Below are 12,169 nucleotides of genomic sequence, written 5' to 3'. Positions count from 1 at the left end.
ATTTGCATTATAAAGATACAAATTTCTTTCACACTCACAAATTTTAACTTTCCTGTTTTGATTACAAAAGAAAATATTTTAGCTATCGCAAAAAAAACCATACTCTCTGAAAGTGAAGCAATTATAAAGCTAATTGATTATCTGGACGAAAATTTTTACGAAGCTGCACAACGCATTTATGAAACGAAAGGACGATTAATTGTTACGGGCATTGGAAAAAGTGCCATTATTGCACAAAAAATGGTCGCTACTTTCAATTCAACCGGAACACCTTCAATGTTTCTCCACGCTTCAGAAGCTATCCATGGTGACTTAGGAATGATACAAAATGAAGATATTATTATCTGCATTTCAAAAAGCGGAAATAGTCCTGAAATCAAAGTTTTAGTCCCATTATTAAAACGTTTTGGAAACATTTTAATTGGAATGACCGGAAATGTAACTTCATTTTTAGCCAAAGGATCTGACTATGTTTTAAATACAACTGTTGATATGGAAGCGTGCCCAATTAATCTGGCACCAACAAACAGCACCACTGCACAATTGGTTATGGGAGATGCACTAGCGGTTTCTTTAATGGAAATGCGTGACTTTAAACCCGAAGATTTTGCAGTTTACCATCCAGGCGGGGCTTTAGGAAAAAAATTATTACTTCGCGTAAAAGATATGATTGAGAATTCATTAAAACCAATGGTTTCTCCGGATACTTCTGTTAAAAAAGTAATTTTCGAAATTTCTGAAAAAAGATTAGGTGTTACCGCTGTCATAGAAAATGACAAGATAATCGGAATTATTACTGATGGTGACATTAGAAGAATGCTAAACGACAGAGATTCAATTGCTGATTTGACTGCAAAAGATATTATGTCAAAAAACCCAAAATTAGTAACATCAGAAACAATGGCCGTAGATGCTTTAAACATTCTTGAAGATTTTTCTATTACACAATTAATAGTCTCCGACAACGGAACCTACAAAGGCGTATTACATTTACATGACATTTTAAAAGAAGGAATCGTATAACATGGCAAAGAAAAACCTTAGCGAAATGTCGTTTTTAGACCATCTGGAAGAGTTAAGATGGTTATTAGTCAGAAGTACAGCTGCAATTTGCATTATGGCATTTGTGACTTATTTTATCAGTGATTATTTATTTGATGTTATTATTCTGGGACCAACCAGGCCCACATTTTTTACGTATCGATGGTTTTGCGACTTATCGCACCAATTAGGATTTGCAGACAGCATATGCATTACTGAATTAAATTTCATTATCCAAAATACAGAAATGGAAGGACAGGTAAACATCTTTGTCTGGATGTGTATTTTGGCTGGTTTTATCTTAAGCTTTCCTTATATACTATGGGAGCTTTGGAAATTTATCAGCCCTGCATTATACGAGAAAGAAAGAAAAAATGCTAAAGTATTTATTTTCACTTCTTCCTTGCTTTTCTTTTTAGGAGTCTTATTCGGATATTATGTTGTGATTCCGATGTCAGTAAATTTCGTGGCTACTTTTTCCGTGAGTGATGTGGTAATTAATCAATTTACTTTAGAGTCTTATATGGGAATGGTGAAAACAAGTGTCCTCGCAAGCGGATTATTTTTTGAATTACCTATCATTATTTATTTCCTAACCAAATTAGGCCTAGTAACACCTGATTTTTTACGAAAATACTGGAAATATGCCGTAATTATCATTTTAATCATCGCAGCAATCGTAACCCCACCGGATGTAGTAAGCCAAACTATTGTAGCAATACCAATGTTAATAATTTACGAAGTAAGCATCCTTATATCAAAAATTGTTTATAAAAATAAAAACAAACAAAATGTCTGATATCATTCAAGAATTTAACGACTATCGTTCTAAAATGAACGAAAAATTACTCGCTGACAATAACAAAATTGTAAAGCGAATTTTTAATCTTGACACCAATGCTTATGCTCCCGGAGCACTTGACGTAAAGACAAAAGAGCTTTTAGGATTAGTTGCATCTGCTGTTTTACGTTGTGATGACTGTGTAAAATATCATTTAGAAACAAGCCATAAAGAAGGTGTTACAAAAGAAGAAATGATGGAAGCCATGGGAATCGCAACTTTGGTTGGAGGAACAATCGTAATTCCACATTTAAGAAGAGCATATGAATTCTGGGAAGCTTTAGAAGAGGAAGCTGCAAATTAGAAAATGTGCCGATTAGTCAATTAGATAATTTCATTGAAAACGCAATAATTTGTTAATTCATTTACCTGATTGATTATTTTACTTTTAATTTGTCCTTCTAATAAATTTTTAAAATTGAATTTGAGTTGGTTTTTTAATTATCTCATTTTCTAATTATCCAATTATCTAATTAAAAATGAAGCTAAGAGCCGATAATTTAATCAAAACCTACAAAGGTCGAAGTGTTGTAAAAGGAATCTCTGTTGAAGTAAATCAAGGAGAAATCGTGGGACTTTTGGGACCGAATGGTGCCGGAAAAACAACTTCGTTTTACATGATCGTTGGATTGGTTAAACCAAATTCAGGAAATATTTATCTTGATGATTTGAATATTACTGATTATCCGATGTATAAACGTGCACAACAAGGAATTGGTTATCTGGCACAGGAAGCATCTGTTTTCAGGAAATTAAGTATTGAAGACAATATCCTAAGTGTTTTGCAATTGACTAAACTTTCAAAAGAAGAGCAAATTGCAAAAATGGAAAGTCTGATAGAAGAATTCAGCTTAGAACACATTCGCACCAACCGTGGTGATTTACTTTCGGGAGGGGAACGTCGCCGTACAGAAATTGCCCGCGCATTGGCTACAGACCCTAAATTTATTTTATTGGACGAACCTTTTGCAGGGGTTGACCCTGTAGCGGTAGAAGATATCCAAAGAATTGTTGCCCAATTAAAAAATAAAAATATAGGAATCTTAATTACCGACCACAACGTTCAGGAAACTTTAGCGATTACTGATAAAACGTACTTAATGTTTGAAGGTGGAATTCTAAAAGCCGGAATTCCTGAAGAATTAGTTGAAGATGAAATGGTCCGCCGCGTTTATCTTGGTCAAAATTTCGAATTGCGTAAAAAGAAATTAGAATTTTAATAAAGTATTCAGTCGCAGTTTTCAGTACTCACACTGCGACTGAAAACTATTCAACCGTAATAAACTGTAATTGCTGTAAATCGCCATTATAAATATTTACATCTACAGTTTTCCTGATTCCCGGCACGGTTGCTTTTTCCGTAAACTGCCAAAACAACCAGTCGTCTTCTATTTTTTCCCTGTAAAAATTATAATTGGCAATCCAAAAAAGATATTCACCAAATTCTTCTTTTAAAAAATCAGAATAATATCTTTCGCCTGTATAAATTATCGGACGTACTTTATAATGATTTTCTACTCTTAACAACCAACGTTTCAATCCTTTTTTTAAACTATCCAAAGATTGATTTTTTGGCAGTTTTTCTATATCCAAAACCGGTGGTAAATCTCCTTTTTGAAGTGTAACCGTCTTAATAAAAAGATCAGCCTGTTCTATAGAATTTTCATTTGGCCGATAGTAATGATAGGCTCCACGGATCATTTTATTTTCTTTAGCACCAATCCAATTTCGTTTAAACTGAAAATCTTTTCTGTCTCTTCCAACTGTTGCTCTGATAAATACAAAATCTATCGGATACTTTTGTTCTAAAGTATCCACGTATGACCAGCTGATTTTCCCCTGATATTCGGATACATCCAAGCCAATCGATTTTCCTTCATGTTTAGCCAGAACCTGAAAATTCCGAATGTCGGAAAGGCGTTTATCTTCGGCTTCTTTCTCACTAATCTTGTCTGATTTAAATCCAAGATAATATGCTAGTCCTCTTCGATAATGATAAATTACCGCAACAAAAAGCAATGCAAGTAAAGACAAAGAAATGAATCTAAAGACACTGCTAAAAAATGATCTCCCGGATTTCTTTGAAGTTGTTTTACGATAAGTTGTTTTTCTTGCCATTCGAATGAAACTACTTTTTCAAAAACTTATTATTTACAACTGATAACAACACGTAAAAAATGATAATTAAAGGAATTGCTATATAATGAAGAAAAATTAACATTACCAACGAAATCAATAAAAATACGATCTGCAAGGCATTATCTTTTAAATTAAATTTCTTGATTTTTAAAGCAAACAAAGGGATTTCAGCATTTAAAACATAAGCACTACACAAAGCAATTCCTAACAAAACCCAATAGTTCGTTAAAATTTCAAATATCATTAAAGAATCTGAAAATTCAATCACCAAAGGCAAACTCAGAATAAAAAGTGCATTTGCAGGAGTAGGCAAGCCAATAAACGAATCGGTTTGGCGTATATCAATATTGAAATTAGCCAATCTATAGCATGAGCCTAAAGTGACGATGAAGCCTAAAAAAGGAATAAAAGCTGATCCAATTACATCATGAGGATTTGCACTTTTTACAAAAAGAGTATACATTACATACCCCGGAACAACTCCGCTGGTAACCATATCTGCCAAAGAATCTAATTGCAAGCCAAGCGGACTGGAAACTTTGAATAATCTGGCAAAAAAACCATCAAAAAAATCAAAAAATATCCCTAAACAAACCATATAGAAAGCCATTTCGTAATTACTTTCTGAAACAAATACCACAGCAATGCAGCCACAAAAAAGATTAATAAGTGTAATTAAATTAGGAATGTGTTTTTTAATATTCATCGTTTATAATTTTGAAGGTCTAAAGAACAAATTTAGTATAATAAGTCAATGTTCTATGCGTTTTTAATAGAGTTTTTTATTATAAAACCAGACTTTTGTATTATTTATGAAAAGGAAGGAATTAGCTCAGTAAAAAATTATATTTTTGATAAAAAATTAAACAAGCTTAGGTTTGAAAAAATAAATACGTTGAAAAAAATCTTAGTGTTTTTATTATTTTGGAGTTATACAACACATTATGCACAAACCGTTCGAAAATATTCGAATGAATTTATGAATATTGGTGTTGATGCAGCAGCCTTAGGAATGTCAAGTGCTGTTGTCGCTTCGACTAACGATGTTAATTCTGTTTATTGGAATCCTGCCGGGCTGACACACCTTGAAGATCATCAGATTTCATTAATGCACGCCAATTATTTTGCAAATATTGCACAATATGATTATATCGGATATGCAATACCGATTGATGACAGAAGTGCCTGGGGAATCTCAATGATTCGTTTTGGGGTTGATGATATTTTAGACACAACACAACTAATCGACAATCAAGGCAATATTGATTATAACCGAATTAACTTGTTCTCGACAGCAGATTATGGCTTTACATTTTCATACGCCAGAAAATTACCTATTGAAGGATTTCAATACGGTGTAAATGCCAAAATCATTAGACGTGTAATTGGTAAATTCGCTAATTCATGGGGATTTGGTTTTGATTTCGGACTTCAATTTGAAAAAAATGACTGGAAATTTGGATTGATGCTTCGCGATATTACAACTACCTATAATATTTGGAATATTGACGAAGAAGAATATAAAAAAATAGCGGATGCTATTCCGGGAGAAAATCAGGAATTACCTGAAAGCACAGAAATTACTTTACCAAAAGCTCAATTAGGAATTTCAAAAAAAATCGAATTTCATTATGATTATACGCTTTTGGTTGCTACCAACCTGAATATGCGTTTTGAACAGACTAACGATATTATTTCATCCAAAGTAGTAAGTATCGATCCTGCACTTGGATTAGAATTTGGATACACAGACTTGGTTTTTTTAAGAGCCGGTGCCGGTAATTTTCAAAATGTGACACAATTAGACAATTCTGAGAAATTAAATTTTCAACCTAACATCGGACTTGGTTTTAAATACAAAGGGATTCAGGTTGATTATGCTTTAACCGATTTAGGAAATCAAAGTACTGCCTTATATTCAAATATATTTTCTTTGAAAGTAGATTTAGGCATTTTTAGATAATAATTTTTACAAGTATAAAACACAAAAATTAAAATATGAAAAGATTATCATTTCAAAAAATATTTTTTCTGTTACTATTATGTATCAATTTTAGTTTTGGACAAAATTTACCATTATCAGAAAAGGCTCATGTTAGTATAATTACATGTGGTTTAGGCAACGAAACCTATTCTTATTTTGGCCACACAGCCATTCGTATTGCCGATCCGGTTAATAATATTGACTTAGTCTATAATTATGGCGCTTTTGATTTCAGTACCCCTAATTTTGTTGCAAAATTTGCAAAAGGTGATTTACAATATTTTGTAGTTGTACATCCTTATAATGATTTTATTAACGAATATAATTATGAAAAAAGAAGTGTCTACGAGCAAGAATTGCTTATTGACAAGGATCTAAAACAAAAAATATTCGACAATTTAAATTCAACATTACTTTCCGGGGACAGATACTACACTTATAAATTTATTGATAAAAATTGTACTTCAATGGTGGTTGATATTATCAATAAATCATTAAATAAAATTGTAATCACCAAAAAAGGAGATACAGACAAAACATACAGAAGTATTTTATTCCCTTATTTTGACGGACATTTTTATGAGAAGCTGGGAACAAGTATTATTTTTGGAAGGAAAGTAGATCAATTAGGCACTAAAATATTCCTGCCATTCGAATTGAAAAATAGTTTAGAAAAAACAACTTTCGAAAATCGTCCTTTTGTGAGTAAAAGCAAAACAATTTTAAATTTTGAAAAAGAAACACCAATCTCATGGTGGAATAATGTTTACAGTTACATTATTATACTTGCTTTTGTTGTTTTAATAAATCAAAAAGCAATAGACAAAATTTATTTATTCATTTTATCTTTAATGGGATTCTTTTTTGTCGCGGTTGGATTTTATTCATTTCATCATGAATTGGCAATGAATTACAACATATTATTATTCAGTCCGCTTTTATTAATTTTGATTATTTTTTCTGTTATCAATAACAAAAGACGGACTTATAAATTTGCTGTTTTACATTTGGCATTATTAGTCTTTTATACGCTTTTCATCATTAACAAAGCACATTTTTTAATTGTTTTACCAATGATAATTACAAGCGGGGTTGTATTGACAAGGATCGCTATTCGAAATAAAAAAAGAATTCCGATAATAATCTAAAAAATAATTATTGCCCTCTGTAGAATAAAACCGTCGTTACGGTTTTAAAGGTAATGCTCAGATCGAGGAAAATACTTCGATGTTTGATATAATATAGGTCGTATTGCAATTTTATCAAGCTTTCTTCTATAGATTCTCCATATGAATAATTTACTTGTGCCCAACCTGTAAGACCTGGTTTTATAACATGTCGGGTTTCATAGAATGGCATAATATCTGCAATTTCTTTTACAAAAAATGGTCTTTCGGGTCTTGGTCCAATAATTGCCATATCTCCTTTTAAAACATTTATAAACTGAGGAAATTCATCAATTCTTGCCTTACGCATGAATTTTCCAAATGGTGTTATTCTCTTATCGTTTGATGTAGCAAAGACAGCTCCGTTAGTTTCGGAATTTTCAATCATTGTCCTGAACTTATATATTTGAAATATTTTTCCGTGTTTACCCACACGTTCTTGGGTGTAAAACAAAGGTCCTTTATTTCCAAAAATATTTAATATAAAAATTAACGGAATAAAAATGATGCAAAAAATCAAACCGGTTAAAGAAAAAACAAATTCCAGAAATGCTACTAATAATAAATACAACTTATTATTATTACTTCGGCTAAATGGAAAAAAACGATAAAAATCTCTGGAAATATATTGAACAGGAATACGTTGTGTTTTGCTTTCGTAAACCTGTGTATATTCTCTAATAATATTCCCTGACTCTAATAAATGAAGTAATTGCTGGTATAAATCGGATGTGATACCTTCCGTTTTATGTGAAGCTATGAGAATTTCTGAAATATTGTTTTGATGAACAAAAGCCGATAATTCATTTTTTTCAATTTCTTTAATGTAATGTAAGCTAAAATCCTTTTCTACTACAGAATCTGAATTCACAAAACCAATAACTTTATAGTGTGGATCAACATTTTCAAGACCTGAAACAAGTTCTTCAACCTGACTTTTATTACAAATTAAAACGACACTTTGAGAAAACCGGTAAGTTGCTAAAAAATAAACATAAAAAAAGCGCCAAAGTAATAATGCACTTAAAATAGCAACATAAAAAACAAGTATTGCTAATCGGTGTTTAGGAAGTTCCGGTGACAAAACAGGTGTAAACAAATAAAGTAAAACTGTTGCTGTAGTAGCCAGAATTACACTTTGAAGAATTTGAAACTGATTACTAGCCACTTGTAAGTTATACATCTCGAAAATTGCTCCAAAAATGTATATATAACTTATCAATAAAACCAACCCCTGAAGGTTAATTCTTTTAAATTCAAAATAGTGATACTCAAAAAAATAATCTGCCAAAAATAACATTCCCAACACAAAAATTGCATCAAAAAGACGAAGTAACACTTTACGTTCAGATATTTCGAAATGCATTTTATATTTAGAAAGCATGGGGCTTATCGGAGTTGATTAAGTAATTAATGGAAAGCAAAGATATTATAAATAATGTAATTTAATCTTCTGAATTCTCTGCCCTTTTTGGATTTTTAACTTCAACAGAAAGAAGTGCCAAGGCGTAAACAAACGCTGGAGCAGCTGTACGCATGGCAGCATGATTAATCGTTAAGAGCCAAAACACATAAAAAGATAAAAAATAAAGATGCTGCCTGTTATTCATGTAAAGAATTAAAGGTGTAATTAACAATAATAAAAGCCCAAATATTCCAAACAAACCATGTTCACTCAGCATACGGAATATTTCATTATGTGAAGCAACTTCAACTCCTAAATCTACTTTTCTTATCTTTTTTCCCATTCCGGCTCCCACACCCAAGATAGGATTATCCAAAAAAAGTTTAAATTCTGAATCCATGACTTCTTCTCTTCCTCCTAAACGATCTTTTTTTACTCTTCCTCTTGCATCCTGATTAGCATAACGCTTGTTAATAAGCCCATTTGTCTGCAAAGAGCTATAAGTCCAAATTCCCATAGCCATAAATCCTGTTAATAGAAAGACTAAACTAAATTTGCCTTTGCCTTTTGCATTTGAAAAATAGTACAGCAAAAAAAGCAATCCTATAATCATAACTACTGCGGTTATAACCCCGCCTCTTGAAAAAGTTACAACGGCTCTGTAACTAATAAATATTAACAAAATACCGTTCAGAACCATTATTTTTTTTGATTTTGAGAACAATATCAATTGCGTAAAAAAGATAAACATTCCTAAACCCAGAATTGTCGAAACCTGATTAGGCCCAAATCCTCCGGAAGTATCAAAATTAGATTGTGTTCCAGTCACCACCTCCCTTACACTCGGATTATATAAAAACAAATAAACAGCAGTTGTTACAACAGGAAGGCCCATTAAGACTAGTATATTTTGTAAGTCGGCAAATAAAATTCTTCTTTTAAACGTATAAATAGCACAAATAGCTAAACAAACAGGTCCGGATAAATTAAAAACTAATACTTTTCGGATGTCCGTACTAAAATCAGGGAGAATTGATGTTACTAAAATACCTGGAATTAACAAAATCAAAAAAAACCAATATACAAATGAGTTTATAGAAAAATTACTGTAGATCATACCCAAAAGCATGAAAAATATAACGTTTACCTTCACAAATTCATTATTAAAATTACCCCCGGTCATTCGTAAAAAAACTTCTACACCAACCATGTATGCCACTATTAAGAGAACTTCATTATTTTTATTTTTTGTTACATAAACAATATAAAAACCAACAATTGGGATCAAAAGTGCATAAATTTTTGATAAAAAAGGCAGAACAAAAACTGCTAACGCAATCAATGCATGTATTATGAGGAGAAAACTATAAGACAATGAATTGTTTTTCATTCTTTATTTTTTTGATACGCTAAAATTAATCTTTCAATCACAACTTCTTCTGAAAAATTTTCAATGACTGATTGTTTAAAATTATCCCCCAACATTTTTCTAAATAAATCATTCTTGACTAATTTAAGCAATTGATTTTTTACTTCTGAATCTGAAGAGGGGTCAAACAACAAACCGCTAAAACCATCTTTAATAACTGACGAGCAATATCCAACATTAGTTGAAACTACAGCTAAACTCTCTAAAGCATATTCCAGTAACGTTACTGGAAAACCTTCCTCAATTGAAGCTAAAACACCTATTGATGCTTGTGACAGAATAAACTTTATATCATTTCTATCTCCATACAAATGTACATGATTCTCCAGAGAATAAGATTTTACAAAAACTTTTATTGCATCTGAATAAGAGTCAGAATAATCCTTACCTATCAAATGTAAACTCCAGTCTAATTCCTTTAATTTTAATTCATAAAAAGCTTTCAAAATTAAAATATGATTCTTAGGATTTTTCAGATTTGCTAAAAAAACAATTTTTTTACCTACTGTTCCTTTTAGGTGGGTTACTTGTGCTGATCCATTCTGAAAAGTTGCAAAATTAGGTATAAAAATTACTTGTGAGCATTTCATATTTTTCTTATTCCATTCTTTCAGTTGAAGATTTACAACAAAAATAGATGAAAAAAAAACAGACATGAAAATCAGAACTTTATTATTTTTTACAGATTCTTTAGCACGACTTCCATAGTGATCATGCCAAACAATTTTTATTCCTGGCAAAGTCAATTTTACTAAAACAGCTATAAAAAATGAAGAACTATGGGCATGGATTATATCAACTTTATTTTTTTTTATAAATTTTCTTAATTTAAAAACGGCTTTTAAATCTATACTTTTCTTTTTTTTCAAAAATAAATAAGGCACTTTAGACGCAATTTGAGTTTTCAAAGCTCCCTCTTTTCTGGTGGCAACTAATCCCGAAAAAACTATTTTTTCAGCTAATGCATTTGCATAATTCACTGCCATGCGTTCAGCACCACCAGCTTCTAAAGAATCTATGATTTGTATTACTCTCATTTATTTCACTAATAGCTTTTTAATTTCTGATTCAAAAAAATTAGTAGTATAGTTTTGCGACCAGTCACTTGCTAATTTGCTTTTTGCAGAAAAACTCTTTCCATCACTCCATATTTTCTCTATTTGTTCTAAATCTTTTTTCAAATCCATCTCCAGCAAAATGCCTCTATTTGCATGATCAAGCATAAAAGGAACACATGAAACCGGGGTTGCTACAGGGATACAACCCCAAAACATACCTTCTGCGATAGCTTTTGGCCAACCCTCGCTTTTAGAGGGCAATAGTACAAAATGGCTTTTTTGATATGCTTTTTTTACAACTTCCTGATTTTGATTTCCATGCAATAAAATATAATTTTCTAGTTGTTTTTCTTTAATATATTCTTCTAAAAATGCTTTTTCGATTCCTTCTCCATATAAATTCAGAACAACATTTTTCCCTTTTTTAATTAATTGTTCAACTAATTGTATCGCATACATTGGATTTTTACCCGCAACTAAACTTCCAACAAAAATAAATTCTACGACTGTTTCAAAACCTTTCTTTATAATATTTTCTTTTTCAGATTCTGAATACGTTGCTGTGAAAAAAGGTTTTATATTTTTAGATTGATTTTCCCAATCACCATAAACCAACACTTGCATATTTCGGGTTAAAAAAGTGTTGCTCAAAATATATTTTTGCAAACGATACGTCCATGGTTGTTTACTTTTAGGATCCCAATTTCCTGCATATTTAGCCGTTTTTATTTTATTAGGAAAAAATATTTGAACAAACCCAGCAACCAAACCCATATTTCCCGGACAGCGTAAATGAATATGATCAGCCTTTTTCATAGCGCCAAATATCTTCCAAAAAATTATTGGCAGTTTAAAAACTGAAACTAAATTATTTTTTAAGCTGGTAAAACTAAAATCGGGGACTTTTCTAAAATCAATCGTGTGATGTCTATAAGCCAGATCAATCGGCGTTATGACTTCTCGCGATGATGGCGCTACAATTATTACTTCATCAACGTATTTTAACCATATATCCATTTCGCGTATATATGGAGCATAACCAAAATAGTTACCCTCATTTTTAACGTGATTTACATGTGTAATTATAGCGAATTTCATTAACTAAT

At 31.4% G+C, this 12,169-nt stretch carries 12 protein-coding genes; 6 read left to right on the top strand and 6 right to left on the bottom strand.

From position 1 onward, the window contains the following. Positions 1 to 57 precede the first annotated feature (57 nt). From PMI10_RS01745 to lptB, 4 genes are all read left to right on the top strand, one after another. Positions 58 to 1,023, top strand: coding sequence for a KpsF/GutQ family sugar-phosphate isomerase (locus PMI10_RS01745; protein WP_007803839.1), 966 nt, complete (start codon positions 58 to 60; stop codon positions 1,021 to 1,023). Between the two features lies 1 nt (position 1,024). Next, positions 1,025 to 1,840: a twin-arginine translocase subunit TatC gene (tatC, locus tag PMI10_RS01740; RefSeq protein ID WP_035631197.1), complete on the top strand. Its 816-nt coding sequence runs from the start codon at positions 1,025 to 1,027 to the stop codon at positions 1,838 to 1,840. Next, positions 1,833 to 2,186 carry a carboxymuconolactone decarboxylase family protein gene (locus PMI10_RS01735; RefSeq protein ID WP_007803834.1) on the top strand — a complete coding sequence of 118 codons (354 nt, stop codon included), beginning with the start codon at positions 1,833 to 1,835 and terminating at the stop codon, positions 2,184 to 2,186. The genes tatC and PMI10_RS01735 overlap by 8 nt, the downstream gene beginning before the upstream one ends. 175 nt (positions 2,187 to 2,361) lie before the next feature. Beyond that, entirely contained in the window at positions 2,362 to 3,102 is a 741-nt protein-coding gene (lptB, locus tag PMI10_RS01730) for an LPS export ABC transporter ATP-binding protein (protein WP_007803831.1), read from the top strand. Positions 3,103 to 3,148: 46 nt separating this feature from the next. Here lptB and PMI10_RS01725 read toward each other — a convergent pair whose 3' ends face one another. Together PMI10_RS01725 and PMI10_RS01720 are read right to left on the bottom strand one after the other, a co-directional pair. Continuing rightward, complete coding sequence (locus PMI10_RS01725) at positions 3,149 to 4,000, bottom strand: glycoside hydrolase family 25 protein (protein ID WP_007803830.1); 852 nt, start codon at positions 3,998 to 4,000, stop codon at positions 3,149 to 3,151. A 10-nt stretch (positions 4,001 to 4,010) separates the two neighbouring features. Then, the gene (locus tag PMI10_RS01720) at positions 4,011 to 4,727 is read right to left on the bottom strand and encodes a CDP-alcohol phosphatidyltransferase family protein (RefSeq protein WP_007803827.1); all 717 of its coding nucleotides are present in this window, start codon (positions 4,725 to 4,727) and stop codon (positions 4,011 to 4,013) included. A gap of 273 nt (positions 4,728 to 5,000) precedes the next feature. Here PMI10_RS01720 and PMI10_RS01715 point away from each other — a divergent pair, with 273 nt between their 5' ends. Both PMI10_RS01715 and PMI10_RS01710 read left to right on the top strand, forming a co-directional pair. After that, a complete protein-coding gene (locus PMI10_RS01715) occupies positions 5,001 to 5,984 on the top strand; it encodes a putative type IX sorting system protein PorV2 (protein WP_035631230.1) in 984 nt (327 codons plus the stop codon). A 35-nt stretch (positions 5,985 to 6,019) separates the two neighbouring features. Further along, entirely contained in the window at positions 6,020 to 7,153 is a 1,134-nt protein-coding gene (locus PMI10_RS01710; protein WP_007803824.1) for a lipoprotein N-acyltransferase Lnb domain-containing protein, read from the top strand. A 7-nt stretch (positions 7,154 to 7,160) separates the two neighbouring features. Here the strand turns inward: PMI10_RS01710 and PMI10_RS01705 are convergent, their stop codons facing one another. The 4 genes from PMI10_RS01705 to PMI10_RS01690 form a co-directional block, all read right to left on the bottom strand. Further along, the gene (locus tag PMI10_RS01705) at positions 7,161 to 8,555 is read right to left on the bottom strand and encodes an exopolysaccharide biosynthesis polyprenyl glycosylphosphotransferase (RefSeq protein WP_007803820.1); all 1,395 of its coding nucleotides are present in this window, start codon (positions 8,553 to 8,555) and stop codon (positions 7,161 to 7,163) included. Between the two features lie 61 nt (positions 8,556 to 8,616). Then, entirely contained in the window at positions 8,617 to 9,966 is a 1,350-nt protein-coding gene (locus PMI10_RS01700) for an O-antigen ligase family protein (protein WP_007803817.1), read from the bottom strand. Further along, positions 9,963 to 11,042, bottom strand: coding sequence for a glycosyltransferase (locus tag PMI10_RS01695; protein WP_007803816.1), 1,080 nt, complete (start codon positions 11,040 to 11,042; stop codon positions 9,963 to 9,965). The genes PMI10_RS01700 and PMI10_RS01695 overlap by 4 nt, the downstream gene beginning before the upstream one ends. Beyond that, complete coding sequence (locus tag PMI10_RS01690) at positions 11,043 to 12,161, bottom strand: glycosyltransferase family 4 protein (protein ID WP_007803814.1); 1,119 nt, start codon at positions 12,159 to 12,161, stop codon at positions 11,043 to 11,045. Positions 12,162 to 12,169 lie beyond the last annotated feature (8 nt).

Source organism: Flavobacterium sp. CF136 (genome assembly GCF_000282055.1).
GTDB lineage: Bacteria > Bacteroidota > Bacteroidia > Flavobacteriales > Flavobacteriaceae > Flavobacterium.
This window is presented reverse-complemented; position numbering and strand designations above follow the sequence as displayed.

Bases quoted from the DNA above. Each gene is read 5' to 3' on its own strand.
- tatC (WP_035631197.1), top strand. From the start codon at position 1,025: ATGGCAAAGAAAAACCTTAGCGAAATGTCGTTTTTAGACCATCTGGAA.
- PMI10_RS01735 (WP_007803834.1), top strand. From the start codon at position 1,833: ATGTCTGATATCATTCAAGAATTTAACGACTATCGTTCTAAAATGAAC.
- lptB (WP_007803831.1), top strand. From the start codon at position 2,362: ATGAAGCTAAGAGCCGATAATTTAATCAAAACCTACAAAGGTCGAAGT.
- PMI10_RS01725 (WP_007803830.1), bottom strand. From the start codon at position 4,000: ATGGCAAGAAAAACAACTTATCGTAAAACAACTTCAAAGAAATCCGGG.
- PMI10_RS01720 (WP_007803827.1), bottom strand. From the start codon at position 4,727: ATGAATATTAAAAAACACATTCCTAATTTAATTACACTTATTAATCTT.
- PMI10_RS01715 (WP_035631230.1), top strand. From the start codon at position 5,001: ATGAATATTGGTGTTGATGCAGCAGCCTTAGGAATGTCAAGTGCTGTT.
- PMI10_RS01710 (WP_007803824.1), top strand. From the start codon at position 6,020: ATGAAAAGATTATCATTTCAAAAAATATTTTTTCTGTTACTATTATGT.
- PMI10_RS01705 (WP_007803820.1), bottom strand. From the start codon at position 8,555: ATGCTTTCTAAATATAAAATGCATTTCGAAATATCTGAACGTAAAGTG.
- PMI10_RS01700 (WP_007803817.1), bottom strand. From the start codon at position 9,966: ATGAAAAACAATTCATTGTCTTATAGTTTTCTCCTCATAATACATGCA.
- PMI10_RS01695 (WP_007803816.1), bottom strand. From the start codon at position 11,042: ATGAGAGTAATACAAATCATAGATTCTTTAGAAGCTGGTGGTGCTGAA.
- PMI10_RS01690 (WP_007803814.1), bottom strand. From the start codon at position 12,161: ATGAAATTCGCTATAATTACACATGTAAATCACGTTAAAAATGAGGGT.